Annotated in this window: 20 protein-coding genes and 1 pseudogene; 20 read left to right on the forward strand and 1 reads right to left on the reverse strand. The window is 43.2% G+C overall.

The annotated features are described in order from the left end of the window. Positions 1-29: 29 nt before the first annotated feature. The 7 genes from Xind_RS17800 (at position 30) to Xind_RS17830 (ending at position 5760) form a co-directional block, all read left to right on the forward strand. On the forward strand, positions 30-206 hold the full coding sequence (locus tag Xind_RS17800; protein WP_187650690.1) for a hypothetical protein: 177 nt from the start codon (positions 30-32) through the stop codon (positions 204-206). Between the two features lie 58 nt (positions 207-264). Continuing rightward, positions 265-741 carry a hypothetical protein gene (locus tag Xind_RS17805; protein WP_047680940.1) on the forward strand — a complete coding sequence of 159 codons (477 nt, stop codon included), beginning with the start codon at positions 265-267 and terminating at the stop codon, positions 739-741. A 484-nt stretch (positions 742-1225) separates the two neighbouring features. Next, on the forward strand, positions 1226-3661 hold the full coding sequence (locus tag Xind_RS23685; protein ID WP_222941853.1) for a transglycosylase SLT domain-containing protein: 2436 nt from the start codon (positions 1226-1228) through the stop codon (positions 3659-3661). Positions 3662-3880: 219 nt separating this feature from the next. Further along, the gene (locus tag Xind_RS17815) at positions 3881-4168 is read left to right on the forward strand and encodes a type II toxin-antitoxin system HigB family toxin (RefSeq protein ID WP_187650692.1); all 288 of its coding nucleotides are present in this window, start codon (positions 3881-3883) and stop codon (positions 4166-4168) included. Further along, positions 4165-4740 (forward strand): helix-turn-helix domain-containing protein, encoded by a 576-nt coding sequence (locus tag Xind_RS17820; RefSeq protein WP_072032505.1) that lies wholly within the window; start codon positions 4165-4167, stop codon positions 4738-4740. Before Xind_RS17815 ends, Xind_RS17820 begins: the two co-directional genes overlap by 4 nt. Continuing rightward, positions 4724-5194, forward strand: coding sequence for a protein-export chaperone SecB (locus tag Xind_RS17825; RefSeq protein WP_047680948.1), 471 nt, complete (start codon positions 4724-4726; stop codon positions 5192-5194). The genes Xind_RS17820 and Xind_RS17825 overlap by 17 nt, the downstream gene beginning before the upstream one ends. Positions 5195-5367: 173 nt before the next feature. Then, on the forward strand, positions 5368-5760 hold the full coding sequence (locus Xind_RS17830; RefSeq protein ID WP_187650693.1) for a hypothetical protein: 393 nt from the start codon (positions 5368-5370) through the stop codon (positions 5758-5760). 40 nt (positions 5761-5800) lie between these two features. Here the strand turns inward: Xind_RS17830 and Xind_RS17835 are convergent, their stop codons facing one another. Continuing rightward, positions 5801-6598, reverse strand: coding sequence for a BRO-N domain-containing protein (locus Xind_RS17835; protein WP_187650694.1), 798 nt, complete (start codon positions 6596-6598; stop codon positions 5801-5803). Positions 6599-6749: 151 nt separating this feature from the next. Between Xind_RS17835 and Xind_RS17840 the strand changes: the two genes are divergently transcribed. The 13 genes and pseudogenes from Xind_RS17840 to Xind_RS21865 form a co-directional block, all read left to right on the forward strand. Beyond that, positions 6750-7049: an Arc family DNA-binding protein gene (locus Xind_RS17840; protein ID WP_187650695.1), complete on the forward strand. Its 300-nt coding sequence runs from the start codon at positions 6750-6752 to the stop codon at positions 7047-7049. Between the two features lie 72 nt (positions 7050-7121). Next, positions 7122-7412, forward strand: coding sequence for a helix-turn-helix domain-containing protein (locus Xind_RS17845; RefSeq protein ID WP_187650696.1), 291 nt, complete (start codon positions 7122-7124; stop codon positions 7410-7412). Between the two features lie 123 nt (positions 7413-7535). Continuing rightward, positions 7536-7784, forward strand: coding sequence for a type II toxin-antitoxin system RelB/DinJ family antitoxin (locus Xind_RS17850; RefSeq protein ID WP_047680964.1), 249 nt, complete (start codon positions 7536-7538; stop codon positions 7782-7784). A gap of 436 nt (positions 7785-8220) precedes the next feature. Beyond that, entirely contained in the window at positions 8221-8571 is a 351-nt protein-coding gene (locus tag Xind_RS17855; RefSeq protein WP_047680967.1) for a hypothetical protein, read from the forward strand. A gap of 296 nt (positions 8572-8867) precedes the next feature. After that, on the forward strand, positions 8868-9308 hold the full coding sequence (locus Xind_RS17860; RefSeq protein ID WP_187650697.1) for a hypothetical protein: 441 nt from the start codon (positions 8868-8870) through the stop codon (positions 9306-9308). Positions 9309-9396: 88 nt separating this feature from the next. Beyond that, positions 9397-10149 carry a phage baseplate protein gene (locus Xind_RS17865; RefSeq protein ID WP_072032506.1) on the forward strand — a complete coding sequence of 251 codons (753 nt, stop codon included), beginning with the start codon at positions 9397-9399 and terminating at the stop codon, positions 10147-10149. Beyond that, positions 10149-10421, forward strand: coding sequence for a phage baseplate plug family protein (locus Xind_RS17870; protein ID WP_187650698.1), 273 nt, complete (start codon positions 10149-10151; stop codon positions 10419-10421). Before Xind_RS17865 ends, Xind_RS17870 begins: the two co-directional genes overlap by 1 nt. Next, a complete protein-coding gene (locus tag Xind_RS17875; RefSeq protein WP_187650699.1) occupies positions 10411-11301 on the forward strand; it encodes a baseplate hub protein in 891 nt (296 codons plus the stop codon). Before Xind_RS17870 ends, Xind_RS17875 begins: the two co-directional genes overlap by 11 nt. Next, positions 11282-11971, forward strand: coding sequence for a Gp138 family membrane-puncturing spike protein (locus Xind_RS17880; RefSeq protein WP_187650700.1), 690 nt, complete (start codon positions 11282-11284; stop codon positions 11969-11971). Before Xind_RS17875 ends, Xind_RS17880 begins: the two co-directional genes overlap by 20 nt. A 3-nt stretch (positions 11972-11974) precedes the next feature. Continuing rightward, positions 11975-12328, forward strand: coding sequence for a hypothetical protein (locus Xind_RS17885; protein ID WP_047680980.1), 354 nt, complete (start codon positions 11975-11977; stop codon positions 12326-12328). Continuing rightward, positions 12325-13518: a baseplate J/gp47 family protein gene (locus Xind_RS17890; protein WP_187650701.1), complete on the forward strand. Its 1194-nt coding sequence runs from the start codon at positions 12325-12327 to the stop codon at positions 13516-13518. The genes Xind_RS17885 and Xind_RS17890 overlap by 4 nt, the downstream gene beginning before the upstream one ends. Beyond that, the gene (locus tag Xind_RS17895) at positions 13515-14147 is read left to right on the forward strand and encodes a baseplate wedge 1 family protein (protein WP_187650702.1); all 633 of its coding nucleotides are present in this window, start codon (positions 13515-13517) and stop codon (positions 14145-14147) included. Before Xind_RS17890 ends, Xind_RS17895 begins: the two co-directional genes overlap by 4 nt. 7 nt (positions 14148-14154) lie before the next feature. Beyond that, positions 14155-14856, forward strand: a pseudogene (locus Xind_RS21865) (hypothetical protein); the annotation flags it as partial.

Here is a 14856-nt window from a genome sequence, read left to right on the forward strand (position 1 = left end):
GAGCTGGCCTGCCGCTAAGAGATGGCGTGATGGCAGAACCTAATAACGTTTCCAGTATTGTGTATCAGGTCGTGACATCTGGATATGCAACCTACCACGAACTTTCTACGATATACGGACTGGAAGCTGCGCTGAACCTGATTGAAATAAACCAAGTCAGCGAATATAACAAGCGGTTGATAGAGGAGTTAAGTAAATCTGACTAACTTGACTCTCTCAGGGTGGCTATAATTAAATCAAACTCATCATTACGTGAGGTGACGAATGTTAAAGCCAATAGCTATTGCTTTATTGTTGTTCCCGTGTGCGTTACTGGCAGATAGCGGCATCTATACCGATGATGCGGGCAAGCTCGATATTTACGACGGTAACTATTTTTGCGAGATGTACCCCGCGCATATCTTCAATGACCCGAAAAACCTCAGAAACTTTCCGTCCGGGTATTTCCCGAAAGTGATGATGAATATAAGTACGGATGGGAACAGTAAATATATTGGCGTCGACCTCTATCCTGCTATGCCTATGGGTGCTAGGCCGTCGGGTTCATGGGGTTACTTTAGCGCCAGTTTGGGTACGGGTTCGCGCAGCAAGACAGAAGTTTCCTATCGGGCCATCCGGGATAATAGCAACTTTACTTACCTGATTGGCACTCAGAACGCCGGGATAATCGCTGCGTTAAGTAGTAGCGATGCGTTTAGCCCGGTAAATGCAGTGCTTGGTCGGTGTAATCGGATAAATTAAACAATTGAGAAAAACAATGAATTTGAAGAATTATCGTATGACTCACAAGAAGCGGCAATAAAAGTTCTGGCAGATCTACTGAGAATCAAGTGCCAACAGACATTTGATTTGCCCGATAACACGGCTAGATACCTAGGTCACAGTGTAAGAAAAGCATTTGCGGCCTTGGAAAGTGAAGAGCCTACATATGATTCAGACGAAGATTAAGCCTTATTAAGTCCTTGCCAACTTATTCCATTAGACTCAGTAACTAAAACAGCAGGTTTTGAGTTAACTGTTTTGCCTATATCATAAACTAAGCCTCTTACTTCTTGTCGAGTTTTTTGAGTTAGAGCGGAAATAGTACTCTGCTGGTGGAAGTTCATATTTACCACCGTTATCAGCAGTAATAAAACCTCGCCTGACGTGGTGAAAAGCAGGCTTAATTACTAATAACGGGGTCGCTTGAGCGCCCTTTTTTTATATCTCAATAAAAGGAGACTCAGTGGCCACTCTCGTTGATACCTTACTTGTTGCGCTCAAGCTGGACATGTCCGGCTTTGCAAACGATGCGAATAAAGCGATTAAAGCGCTTGATGATCTGGATCAGAAAGCTGACGGTGCATCTACGGCTGTCGTAAAATGGTCTGATGGAACCGATAAAGCCGCGGGCAGCACCAGAAATTTAAACCAGTCTAATCAATCCCTAACTAAATCGACTGAAGCTGTCGGCAAAACCACTAAAAGCACTTCCAATGTTGTGCTGAGTTTTTCTGATAATATCACCGACGTGACGGATAAAACGCAGGACTGGGAAAAGACGATTAACGGTGCGGTTAAAGCATTAGCTGGCCTGTTCACGACGATTTTTGTTTCCAGTGGATTAGCAAAACTGGTTAGCGAGATATCCAGCTCAAACGATCAGCTCCACTTCCTCAGTAAAAACCTTGGCATGAACGCGGACACCATCAAGAAATGGCAGAATGTAGCCGAGATGTCAGGTGGCAGTGCTGACGGCATGGCGGCCACGATGTCCAGCCTCAATAAATCACTGTGGGATTTAGTGACTGTGGGTGATGCGTCTATATTGCCATTTTTCAATGCGCTAGGTGTTGGGGTGGTGGATTCCTACGGGAAGATCAGGAAGCTGGACGATATTCTGTTAGATATGGCTGACAGCATGTCTCAGATGGAGCGCCCGCAAGCCTATAACATCGGCAAGAGCATGGGATTGGATGACGGAACCATCAATACCCTGCTAGAAGGTCGTGAAGCCATTCAGAAGCGACTGGATGCACAAAAGAATATCGTCATTTCCACCAAGGAAGAGCTGGAACTAAATCGCCAACTCAGGGAACAAAATTCGGTACTCAGCCAGCAATGGGAGGGGCTGAAAACCATTATTGCTAATTATCTCACCCCCAGATTACTCAAGCTGTCTACGATGGTGAGTGGGTTTTTGGATTATCTGAATAAGCATCGCGATACAGCAATCACGCTCTTTCAAGGGATAGCGACCGTTATCGGCTTATCTTTAATTCCTGTAGTCGGTCGGGCAGCTTTAGCAATGCTGGGGTTATTTGCGCCGTTAATAACCGGAACGGGGCTAATTCTCGCTTTTGTTGCTGCTCTGTGGCTACTGCATGACGATTACAAGGGCTGGAAGGAAGGCAAGGATTCATTCTTTGACTGGGGCACGATGCACAAGTCATTCGTATGGATTATGGAGCAGCTAGAAAAGTTAGAAAAATGGTTCAAAGGGACGACTATTGGTCAGTGGTTTACTGATACTAATGGTGAACTGGATTTGCTTAAGACCGCTTTTGCTGGCCTTGCTGCATATCTAGCTGTTGGTTGGGTGGGTAAGATTTTAGGCGCATTCGGTAAAATAGGCAGAGGGCTTAAAGGAATAGGTAAGCTCGCCGCCGCCGCTATCATTATAGATTCTTATGTGCGCCTTGAGGACATCAAAGAAGAAGCTAAAGCAAATGGCGTAGATGTAGGAACGCATTTGTATAATAAAGTTAAGGAAAATGAAAAAAATGCAGAGCCGTTATTTGAGTCATTCGGTGACTTTGGGGATTGGGTTCTGGGTAATGGTAAATATACTGAAACTAGATTTCCCGAAAAAGAAGCTAACCAGAAAGGCAGATCTCCAACCGATAACGTACAGCGTACTCCAACCCTCAATGAGCTAAACGGCGTTACCCTGAAGAAAGATACGAAACTGAGTTCCAAGAATGCCAATGACCTTAAAGGTCAGGCCGCCCTCAATGCCATGAGAGGGTATTTTATGGAGCTTGAAAAAAAGTATGATTTGCCACCGGGAATACTGTATGCCATTGCGATGACAGAATCGTCAGGAAATCGACATTTAGTATCTAAGGTTGGCGCCAAAGGGCCATTTCAATTTATGCCTCAAACCGCCGCAGAATATGGGTTAAAGGGGAATGATGTTTTTGATTGGTATAAATCAGGAGATGCAGCAGCCCGGCTGGTGAGTAACTTATCTAAAGAATTTAATAACGACTTAGATAAAATGCTAGCTGGGTATAATTGGGGGAGTGGTAGAGTGCGTAGACAAGGTATGAAAAATATACCAAAAGAAACGCGCGAATATATCCCCAAAGTTAAAAAATACAGGGGAGAGGAGTTACAGAACCGAAAGGCTCAGGGAATTGCTCAGTCACTTTCCGATCTTCACTCAAGGATTAATCAACCACTTGTTCCTAATATGGACATGGAGGCGTTCAGTAATTTCCTCCCTAATACCCATAGGATACAGAGTATGCCTATGGCAGGTGCGACTAATAACGTCAAAGTCGATATTAACGGTGGCATTAATGTAGTCACATCCGCAACTACAGTAACAGGAACTGTAACCGATGCGGGAGAGGCTGCGAGATTGAGTCTTTCTCAAATAATTCCGTCGATGAGTTGATGGCTGGTGGAAAGTTAAGATGCATTAAAGTTTTATCATCCTCACAATTTGGATAATTCCCGATCATACTTTAACTAAAGTAATGTAGGGTATTGCAAGCATTCAAGGTAAGTTGTCACGATTAGACATGCAATAATGCGATAACTGACTGGTTAAATTAACACCGTTCCCATTTTGGGAATTAAGGTGTAGAATCTTGCAAAGGAAACTTCTCAGCCGATGAAAATTATGGGGAAAAAGGAAATAGTTTCTTTTTGGAAAAAGCATAATCAGGCAAAGGGAGCACTTAATGCTTGGATAGCTGAGGTAGAATCAGCAAGCTGGAGCAGCCCGCAAGATATAAAAAACAGATTTTCTACTGCGAGCTTTCTGCCTGATAACAGAGTGGTGTTCAACATAAAGGGGAATGATTATCGCCTCGCTGTTCAAATCAGATACATTAATGGGATAGTGAAAATTGAACATATTGGAACTCATGCCGAATATGATAAGTGGAGGCTAAAATGACTGAGTTTAAGCCGCGAATCATAAAAAGTGATGAAGATTATGACCTTGCAATGATTAGACTGACAGAGTTAATGGACTTAAACCCTGAGGAAAACACTCCTGATTCAGATGAGTTAGAGCTACTGGCTCTGCTTATAGAACGTTATGAGTCAGTGCATTATCCAACAGAAAAACCATCCCCTCTAGATGCTGTGTTATTTAGAATGGATCAAGCAGGGTTAACGCGCAAAGATATGGAGCAATATCTTGGTTCAGCGTCAAAGGTATCAGAAGTGTTGAGCGGTAAAAGAAAGCTGAGCATGGCAATGATTCAGAAGTTGCACTATGGGCTTGGTATACCTCTGGATGTTTTAATCCAAAAGCCTGACGATATAGAGTGGAAGGACGAAAATGAGACACTAGAAGCGCTTACGTTGGTAGAGGGGAGAATACGCCTACACAACAACGTGGTAGCAAAGGCAGTCTCTTCCGTCAAGCCAATGAAATTTAAGAAAAAAGGCATTACTAATAGGCAATTTACCGACATGGAAGAGATGGGTACAAAGGAGACTATGTATGCCTTCGCATCTTGAGGAAGCACAAAAGAAATTAAAGATAGTTAATGTATTATTTCGTAACGGTTATTTCTCTATCAATCCTGATATAAACGCCTCTTTTATGGATCAAAGACTCTCAGAAATGAAAGTGAAAAAACAGGACTACCGAGGTGATATATCAGTACAAGAGTTATCTACAGATGGCAATAAAAACCACGCTTATGTGTTTGACGTGGAAGTTGGTATTCGTGTCGTAGAAATTAAGGAAGGCAAAGAAGATATCGATGAGAAAGATACGGTATATATGATAACTGCTGAATTTGAGGTTCTCTATGCATCTAAAGAAAAACTTACCAAAGAAGAGATAAAGGCTTTTTCAAAAAACAATGTAACCTATCACATTTGGCCTTACTGGAGGGAATACGTTCAGTCTGCTTGCTCCAGAATGGGAACTCAACCATTACATATACCAATGTTTAAACCAGAGTAATATACAGTCTCTGCAACCCGTCCCGTGAAATGAACCCCCGAAAGTTGGACACTCAACAATTAGGGGTTTATGCTTCAATGAGCCAAGCATGAATTGCGACAGGGATGTCTGTTTTCTTTAAGTGATGCGGCTATACTTTAATTAAATTAAGTTGATTGGATTTGAGGTCTAAAATGCTAAGAAAAATTGCTATTACTCTATTGCTTACAGCGATAACATTTCCATCATTAGCGGAACCCAGTTTCACTGTAAATGAAGTAACCAAAACGGCCAGTATCAACGATCTTGATAAGGTGGTAGAGGGATGCGAGTCCGGCAAGGGGTTCTTTACGATTGACGGTTTTCAGTATTCTAAGAGTGGCAACACTATTGATCTTATTAAATTTAAATCATTGAGTAATGAAATTTTCGCCATACCTACTGGGTTCGATAAGCTAAGTAAGGTAGATAAACAGGATACACAAAAAATACTCAATAAAGGACAGCCAGCCTTTGTTGAGTATGTAGTTTGTGGAAGTGGTGGATTTATGAGTTTAATGAACCTGAGCGTACCTCTAAAGAAATAACCCAAACAGGGCTACTCTAAACCATCCTTGGCTTTGATACTTAATCTAGCAACTCAACCTTTTTCTCAATCGCGCGTTTCGTCGAGTAAGCGGCTCCAAACGCATCCCGTAGATAAGTACGGAATTCTGAGGTAATTGGTGAATTAACTAACTCTAACGCAGGCGATATTGACTCTTTCCAAATCTCAGTTATTTTACTGAGGTAATTATAAATCACATTGATATTATTTAATTCCAGTGACAAATCCACTTTTGCTGATTGAGGTGTTGGGAATTCTTCTTTACCAATATATTCACCCTCCAGCGCCAGTTTATGAACATATTCGATAGCCTGTGGTAACTGTTCAGTGGTCAATTCATCAATATGTTCAATATTAAAGCGCTGGTGGACTAATGAGTACGCTTCTGGATACATGATGCTCTTTTTACTTACCAGGAGATTAACAGCGTTCTTTAACGGGTTACGTTGCTGGACTGTTGTTTTGGAAGAATGATAACTTCCGGTTTTTCTAATTGATGGCAAAACCTCAGATGTTACCCATTTACGAACTCGATAAGGTGTGGTTCCTTGTTTGATGGCGTCACGACAGCGAAGTATTAAGGTATACATACCTGACTCTGAAATGATATTTGCATCACCTTGGCGACCTAACTTAAAGTTAGATCGCTCATTTTTATCTAATATTTTCAATGCTTTAGATGGATTTTGTAAATTTAGAACATTACAAAGGTCTACTGCTACAAACCAAGGCTCATTGTCTTTTTTAACGACACGAACGTCTTTATCATCGAATTTGAATGTTGTTAATTCACTACTCACTTTTGCTATACTTGCCATGTCATTTGATCTCTGCTGGTTAATTGACACTAGAAGCCCCGATGGTTGCAGCCGTTGGGGCTTTATTTATGGTAGCCATTGGCTATCACCCTTGAAAATGTAATAGCATTTGGCTACCATGTCAACATTGTTTTTTTAAACGGTGTTGAACATGACTAAGAGAGATCCTCAACTTAACATTCGCCTACCTCAAGAATTAAAAGCTCGATTGCAGATAGCCGCTGAAAGAAATAAGCGCTCCGTTAATGCAGAGGCCGTTGCCGCTATTGAGCGAGCTGTTATAGATGCTGAGCGTGTGGTAACGCATGAAAATGGCGATATAGAAATAACCCTGACTCCATTTAAGTCAAAATATCTAGTATCAAAGATTGAGTCGATAAAGCATGCAGAAGAAATATTGAGTGAAATCTTAGATGTCGTTAAGCGACTAGAGCAATTAAACAAACATTGATAGTTTTTCGATTGATGACCTTAGCGAGTCAGAAAAGAAAGTCTTGAGAGCATTAAATGAGAGGTGGTAACAATGGACAGTAAATTATTTGCCAGACTCACTGAAAGCATGACGCAAATGAATGAGATTATTGATGGCGAGCGTGTGCCTTCTCGTGAAACCCTTGTTGAGGCGGTGAAAGTAAAAAGTATTCGCCAGGCAACAGGATTAAGCCAATCAGGATTTGCTAAGTTAATTTCTGTTAATGTTGGAACCCTCCGTAATTGGGAGCAAGGAAGAAGAGAACCGACAGGCCCAGCAAAAGCTTTGTTGAAAGCGATAGAAAAAGATCCTGTCAATGTTCTGAAAGCGTTATCCATGTAAGTGGATCCTTACGGGCTTTTTTGTTGGCCATTAGTTGGGTTTACAAAAGTTTCGTAAAACCTCATTGCGATGTAGTCTTTTTGTGACTACAATTAGGTTAATATATAACCGGAGGATTGACTAATGACCACTGAAACTTATGTCCGTGCACGTATTGATGCAGAGACTAAAGAGCGTGCCAGCGCCGCATTGGAAGCGATGGGGTTATCTGTGTCTGATGCTATCCGCTTGCTGATGTTACGTATAGCGGATGAGCAGCGATTGCCTTTTGATATCAAAGTGCCGAACGCAACTACTCAGAAAGCAATGGAAGAACTGGAAGCAGGAAAGGGAAAGCGATTCGATAGCGTGTCTGGCAACCAAAGCAATTGAAGGTGAGTTTTTAGGTAAAGAGGCCTTGCCTGCGCCTCAGCAAGTTGATTTGTCATCTGAACTGAGCAACGTTAATGCCCTGTATAAAAACATAATGCACCTCAAAGATACGTGGGACACCCTCAACCCGCATTTATCTGTTTTAACACCAGATATAGCGCACGCGTTTAATGGAGCATTCAGCAACGTAAGTGGTCCAGTGTTAGCTCTGAAGAGCAGCCTTGAAAGAAAATCAGCTTGCTGAACTAAATTTAAGCCACGGAGGGCTGAAAATTGAAACAGGTTGATACATTTTAATCATCAACGAAACAATAGCAATATAGCTAATGCTATTGATTTGATGGCAAGATGCCCCTATGATTACCCTAAGGTAATTTATCAATGAGATAAATGCTAATCACCTATTTACTTTAATTTCATGACGTTAGGGGGCTATATGAGAACTGAACATACCAGATCTGTACAGACTATTAGCCACTTGACAGAAGTTATTGATTCTTTCAAGGACAAGAACACGGATAAGCTTTTTAACGTCCTTCGCCTCAGTGTAAGACAGGATGTTAATAGACAATTATTTATAGTGACTATTAAGGATGATAATAAGAGTGATGATTTCTATGTTGTGCCATTTGCTGAGTTAATTGTCAGAAGGGAGAAAGTTAAATATCTCGTTGCTCCTGAAAAACAATATCCAGAATTTGATGGTAATATTAATTCCATCATGAAACATATCGAGTCTATTATTAAAAATTTCATTGATAATTACAAAATAACGACTACCCATTAAATTCTCATAGGGATAGTGATGGCTCCTAATCTTATCAGTTCGTATTCGAAGGACTTGAGCAAAAAGCCAAGTTACGTCTCAAAGAGTGTTATTGATGAATACCATCATTTATCATTAGAAGATGATGATCTGCTTAAAATAATAGAGTACGCCCTTGTTGGGAGTGAATATCATTTCTATTCAGATATAATCTATATGGGTTGCACTACTCCTGGTTTCTATTCTGAACATGCTGAGCATTTAAGGGGTACAAATATTGCACTGACCAAATCATTGATGAGCTACTCTCTCTTGATATGCACGAACCACTAGAAGATATTTTGATTGGTCGAATCGCGTATAATGATTTTAATTTTGTTGATCATGGTCTAGCCAAGACCGGCAAGCAAATTAAAGGTATCTATATAGATACAGATTTTCAAGGAGCAGGAATAGCCAGTTCTATATATGGAAGCCTCTTGTCGAAACATGAGCATATTGTATGCGACAACATTCAGAGCCTATCAGGCGGTTCTTTATGGGCTAGCAAACTCATTAAGCTGGGCGAAGTTCGTATCTATGATGTTGTTAAAAAGACATTTTCAGATATATTAACTCCTCACGGCATTGGTATGAATGGCGTCATTCCGTGGAGCGCCATCGACCTACCCTTTAGTGAATTATCTAAATGGGGGAAAAGACCCCTCTCAAACGAGTCATGCCATCATATTGTTAACATCATAAGTAAAGACAGATAGCATAACTAACCCGCTTCGGCGGGTTTTTTCATATCCAAATCCTAGCCGCCTCGTGCGGTTTTTTTACATCCAAAAAACGAGGTGTCCTATGTTCGGAATGCCAGAATTACCCAAAATGCCCGATATTCCCAACTGGAAGGGGATCCCTAACGCCGCGATAGACGCAGGAATTAGTCTGGGCGGTGCTGCATTGATTAATACGCTATTCGGTAATTATTGGGGAATATTCAATCAATTTGGTATCCCCCTTTTGCTGGCGGATAACGTCATCTCACTGCAATACCAGAATCAGTATCGAGTGGTGAGCGTTCCGATAGAGAACGGCTCATTCGCCAGCTATAACAAAACCGGAGAGCCTTACAAAGTTACAGTTCAATTGAGTAAGGGGTCAGGTGGCACACTGGAGCGAGGTGCCTTTCTGTCTCAGCTTGAGATTCTGGCGAAAAGCACACTGAAATTCCATGTTGTCACACCGGAATTCGTCTACACCAATGCCGCCATTGCGGGCTATGACCTTGCAAGGGAAGCCAAAGACGGGGCCACACTGATTAAGGTGAATGTCCATCTGGAAGAGGTCAGGGAAGTAAAAATCAAATATGACAAAGAAGAAGTGAAAAACCCCGATGACGCCAAGAAAAAGGACACAGGTGATCAGACACAGAAGGTGGAATCGCAAGTAAGCAGTAGCGTTAATGAAGCCGCGGGCAAGGAAAAAACAACACTAAAGAATACTGGAGATTTTATTGAGAAAATCGGTGGCGCACTCGAAAAAGCCATTGATAGCAGTAAACAGCTCTTAAACATGGGGCAGCAGCAAATCAGTGGCGGAGGATTTTTTTAATGCTTGTTGAAATCGCCATTTTACCCATCCCAAACCAAACGACATCATTCACGATTGACTCGGATTTAATCGACCTGACCCTTGAGAGCCGACTGGGGGCTATTTTCGCCACCGTACAGAAGAACGGTGAGTATCTGGTGTGTAACCGTGTATGTAAAAATCTTTCGTATATCTGCCAATGGCTGGTTTTCGTGGATATTGAAGGGAATGCTGATCCTGAATACTCAGGCCTCGGTTCCCGCTATAAACTGGTATGGAACGATGAAATTTAACCGAAAAGTAATCAAAATCACGCTCACCCTTTCCGGGAAAGACGAATCTTTCACTTCCGATAACCAAAATAAGCTCTCAGCCAGCGGCCTTCGGATCAACGCAGAAATCAATTACGGCAATGGCGCAATTACGCCTCATGCCCGAATTAAAGCCTATGGTCTGCCGATAGAGACGATGGAGAAGCTGCTTCGCATTAAGTGGAATGTGTTACGAGCACTGCAAAATACCGTGACCATTGAAGCGGGTGAGGAAGGCGAAGAGTTATCGCAAGTCTTTAAAGGTGGTATCACCTATGCTTACCCGGATTTTGGTGATGTGCCGAATGCGTCACTGGTGATTGAGTCACAGACTGCCGTGCTGGATAAAATGGCTGGGGCTAATGCCGAGAGTTACGAGGGTGAGTACGATGTTGCCGCTATGATAGCGACTATCTGTAAACGTATGGGCTACACCTTTGAGTCAAATGATGTCAGCGTCAAGCTATCCAACCCGAATCTGAACGGAACTGGAATCGATAAAATCCGCCAGTTGGCCTATGCCGCAGATCTGGATTTGTACATTGAAAATAAAAACATTGCCGTGACTTACAAAGATGCCCCCCGGCGAAACTTAAAAATTCCGGCTATCTCACCGGAAGCCGGACTTATTGGCTACCCTATACCCACCATAATCGGCATTGAGTTTAAGTGTTTCTATGATCCGCTGGTGCGGTTCGGCGGCATCGTGCGTATTGCTGACAGCCTTATCAAGATTTGTAACGGTGACTGGCTGGTTTACGGTGTTCGTATTGTCTTGGAAACTGAGCAGGAATCCGCACAGTGGGTAATGGAAGTATCAGCCAGCCGGAGAGGAGATAGCTATGTCGCCATCAAAAAATGAACGGGTATCATTATATGACCCACAAACTACCGCAGGTGGAGCGCTCAGTCAGGAAGCGATTATCTGGTCAATGATCGGTAGGATAGGCACAGTGACTATTTGCCGGATAGAGAACGTACATGGTGGAGGTGTTGACCCTGTGGGGTATGTCGATATTCTACCCCTAGTGCAACAGGTCGACGGGGCAGGCAATATCTACCAAAATGCCACGGTCTACAATGTGCCGTATTTCCGCTATCAGGGTGGCAAGAACGCGGTCATTCTTGACCCAAAGGCCGGTGATTTGGGCTTTTGCTTTACAGCCAGCCGGGATATTTCCAAAGTCAAACGGGTAAAAGGGGCAGCACCACCGGATAGTAAGCGTAAATATGATATGTCAGACAGTCTCTACATTGGTGGTCTGCTCAATGGTACGCCGTCCCAGTTTATTCATTTTCTGGATAATGGGATGAATATTGTCTCGACAGGTGTGGTGAACGTTAAAGCCACAAAGATAGTACTGGATGCCCCTGTGAAGACAACCAGTACCATTAAGGCCAAGGGTGATATCACTGACAACGCAGACACTAACAGCCAATCTATGGCAGGTATGCGTGAGCTATATAACCGCCATACTCACCCAGAGCACGGACAAGGTGCGAATACCAGCCCACCTAACCAGAAGGCTTAAATTATGCGGACATTATTTTTAATGCCTGCCACATGGGATTTAACTCTCGATGCGGCGGGTAATATCGCTATGGCCTCAGATCAGTACGCCAGAGCGCAGTCAGTGGCCAATGCCTGTCGGGTATTTGTGAAAGATCTGTATTACTCACAAAGTGATGGCATCCCCTACCTGGAAGAAATTCTGGGTAAGAACCGATATTCACTGGCAATGTATCGTAAGTACTTGGAGGATGCAGCCAGATCAGTAGAGGGCGTGATATCAGCAACGGCGGAACTGAGTACGGCAAATGACCGAGTAGTCAAGGGGCGGATTATTTTTACAGATATCGACGGATTTCAGGGGGTAATAGAACTATGATCCCAAAATTACAAATCACGTCACAGGGAGTGTTGACACCTCCAACCCAAGACGTGATAGATGGCTGGTGGCGCGTGCTCAAGGGATGTTTTGGGGATAATCTCAATACTGATATGAGTACCCCGCAAGGTCAGTTAGTTACCACTCTTACTGCTATTATTACCGACGAACGTAACTCCTTCATCAACCTTTTGAACAGCTTCGATCCTCGTTATGCAGATGGCATGATGCAGGATGCGTTGGGGTATATTTACTTTTTGCGACGCAAACAAGCGACCAGATCCGTAGCAGAGATAACGATTAACGGGCTGGCAGGTACAGTTATCCCCGCAAGCTTTCAGGTTTCAGATAATGCCGGGAGAACATGGAGCACACGGGCTGAGGTGACGATAGGTGATGACGGTTTAGTTGCGGTGCATGCTCACTGCGATATTACGGGGCGAATTGGGGCTTCTGCTGAGTCTATTAATCGTGTTGTTAAAAACATCACTGGGGTGGATTCAGTTATTAATAAACATGCAGCCATCGTGGGTAAGGATGTGGAGTCGCGACAGGAATTTGAATTAAGGCGTCAACAGTCGGTGGCGGTCAATGCCAAAAATACTAATGCGGCTACGCGGGGTGCGGTTGCTAATATTAAGGATGTTATCGACTGCTATGTTATCGATAATCCCTCTGATAACACTATTCACGTAGGTGTGACGAATTACCCGTTAATTCGAAATTCAATAGCAGTTTCCGTGGTAGGCGGGGATGACAATGAGATTGCCAGGCGGATTTTGATTAAGGCAGGCACGGGCTGCTCTTTTGTGGGAAATACCCTAGTGAAATATCAGGACACTGAGAACTTTGCTTATATGCCGCCAACTTATGACATTAAATTTATCCGGCCACACCATACTCCGGTAGAGTTTATTATCACCTTTGAAGATAAACTGAAATTAACTCATCAAGACAAGGAAGCGACCCGAAATGCGGTAATGAAGGAATTTAGCACAGGCAGGGGAAAGGGGCGGATCGCCAAGAAACTGCTTGCCAGTGATTATATCTGCGTTGTAGCGCAAGCAACTACTGAGCGACTGATTTCAATCCAGATAGCAAGGAAAGGTGAAATAGCGGCAAATTATCTGGAGTTTGGTATTGATGAGTTTCCGGTGTTGTCAGTGGATGACATAAGGATAGCGTCATGATTGAGATAAAAGACACTTTCCTTAGCCAATACGCTAACAGCCCCACTATTTGTACCATCCTTAACGAGTTTAATGACGCCATCGACCCCAGAGTCAGCACGGATGAATTTTACCATCTGGCGGTCAACGTGCTCACAGCACAAGGTTTCGGACTGGATATATGGGGACGGATTGTTGGCATCAGCAGGGATTTATCCATACCCGATCCGGCTATGGGTTATTTTGGGTTCAAAGAGACGGAAAGGTATACGCCATTTGACCAATCCCCATTTTATAGTGATGGAGCATCTGATTCGTCTTACAAGATGGATGACTCGACTTACAGGGATGTGATTTTCATGAAGGCATACTCGAATATCTTGTATGCGACCGCCCCGAATATTAATCGGTTCCTGAAGAGCTGTATTTTCAATGGGCGGGCGTATTACCTCATCACAGGACATATGACAGCCCGGTATGTCTTTGAATACCGATTATCTGAATTAGAAAAGAATCTGATTTACCACCAACATATCTTACCGCGTCCGTCAGGAGTTCAGATTTCGGTTGTGGAACTTCCGGCAGGCGAATTTTTCGGTTTTTACGGCACAGGATTTCAACCCTTCGATCAGGGCGCTTTTGCACAATAGGTGAATAATGAAAAACCCAAACTTAATACCCAAGCCCTTCGCGCAGAGCGGGCAGAAAAATGATATTCCCGCAAATCACAAATCAGACCAACCCAGTCAGAAAGCAACATGGGATACAGGCTTCCCGCAAATTACCATGATGCCCGTAACGGCGGGCGGATTGCCACCCAGCGGACGAGATTTTAACGGTATTTTGAATCAGATTTCGGACAATATCGTGCACTTATCCAAAGGTGGGAAGTTTAAGTATTCCCAAGAGTATGCTGACTTAATTGGTGGCTATCCCAAAGGGGCGATATTGCAATCCGATGATGAAACCAGAGAGTTTCAGAGTCTGGCGGATAACAACAAAATTAATTTTAACAAAGAACCATCTGAGAAAGTTAATGCTGCATGGAAACAGGTGAGCACGACTCAAATTCTGGATGAGTTAAACAAAAAGCTCAATCGCTCTGATGTGGTGCAATCAGTCGGCAGCAGTAAAACGCAGGTGATGAGTCAGAATGCGGTTACCGATGCCCTGAACACCAAGCAAGACAAAGGGGATTACGCAACCAATCCTGCGTTGAACGAGGTAAGGAAACAAGCCAACACCGCCAATCAAAATGCAGTTAATGCCAACGACAACGCCAACCGCCGCCTCGACAAAGCGCAGAACGGGGCGGATATCCCGGATAAGAAGGCATTTGTGAGCAACCTCGGTTTAGAG

This window comes from Xenorhabdus indica, assembly GCF_014467235.1.
In the GTDB taxonomy this organism is placed as follows: Bacteria; Pseudomonadota; Gammaproteobacteria; order Enterobacterales; family Enterobacteriaceae; genus Xenorhabdus; species Xenorhabdus indica.

Bases quoted from the DNA above. Each gene is read 5' to 3' on its own strand.
- Xind_RS17860 (WP_187650697.1), top strand. From the start codon at position 8,868: ATGCACGAACCACTAGAAGATATTTTGATTGGTCGAATCGCGTATAAT.
- Xind_RS17895 (WP_187650702.1), top strand. From the start codon at position 13,515: ATGATTGAGATAAAAGACACTTTCCTTAGCCAATACGCTAACAGCCCC.
- Xind_RS17870 (WP_187650698.1), top strand. From the start codon at position 10,149: ATGCTTGTTGAAATCGCCATTTTACCCATCCCAAACCAAACGACATCA.
- Xind_RS17880 (WP_187650700.1), top strand. From the start codon at position 11,282: ATGTCGCCATCAAAAAATGAACGGGTATCATTATATGACCCACAAACT.
- Xind_RS17845 (WP_187650696.1), top strand. From the start codon at position 7,122: ATGGACAGTAAATTATTTGCCAGACTCACTGAAAGCATGACGCAAATG.
- Xind_RS17890 (WP_187650701.1), top strand. From the start codon at position 12,325: ATGATCCCAAAATTACAAATCACGTCACAGGGAGTGTTGACACCTCCA.
- Xind_RS17830 (WP_187650693.1), top strand. From the start codon at position 5,368: ATGCTAAGAAAAATTGCTATTACTCTATTGCTTACAGCGATAACATTT.
- Xind_RS17825 (WP_047680948.1), top strand. From the start codon at position 4,724: ATGCCTTCGCATCTTGAGGAAGCACAAAAGAAATTAAAGATAGTTAAT.
- Xind_RS17875 (WP_187650699.1), top strand. From the start codon at position 10,411: ATGAAATTTAACCGAAAAGTAATCAAAATCACGCTCACCCTTTCCGGG.
- Xind_RS17855 (WP_047680967.1), top strand. From the start codon at position 8,221: ATGAGAACTGAACATACCAGATCTGTACAGACTATTAGCCACTTGACA.
- Xind_RS17820 (WP_072032505.1), top strand. From the start codon at position 4,165: ATGACTGAGTTTAAGCCGCGAATCATAAAAAGTGATGAAGATTATGAC.
- Xind_RS17835 (WP_187650694.1), bottom strand. From the start codon at position 6,598: ATGGCAAGTATAGCAAAAGTGAGTAGTGAATTAACAACATTCAAATTC.
- Xind_RS17815 (WP_187650692.1), top strand. From the start codon at position 3,881: ATGAAAATTATGGGGAAAAAGGAAATAGTTTCTTTTTGGAAAAAGCAT.
- Xind_RS17805 (WP_047680940.1), top strand. From the start codon at position 265: ATGTTAAAGCCAATAGCTATTGCTTTATTGTTGTTCCCGTGTGCGTTA.
- Xind_RS17865 (WP_072032506.1), top strand. From the start codon at position 9,397: ATGTTCGGAATGCCAGAATTACCCAAAATGCCCGATATTCCCAACTGG.
- Xind_RS17885 (WP_047680980.1), top strand. From the start codon at position 11,975: ATGCGGACATTATTTTTAATGCCTGCCACATGGGATTTAACTCTCGAT.
- Xind_RS17800 (WP_187650690.1), top strand. From the start codon at position 30: ATGGCAGAACCTAATAACGTTTCCAGTATTGTGTATCAGGTCGTGACA.
- Xind_RS17840 (WP_187650695.1), top strand. From the start codon at position 6,750: ATGACTAAGAGAGATCCTCAACTTAACATTCGCCTACCTCAAGAATTA.
- Xind_RS17850 (WP_047680964.1), top strand. From the start codon at position 7,536: ATGACCACTGAAACTTATGTCCGTGCACGTATTGATGCAGAGACTAAA.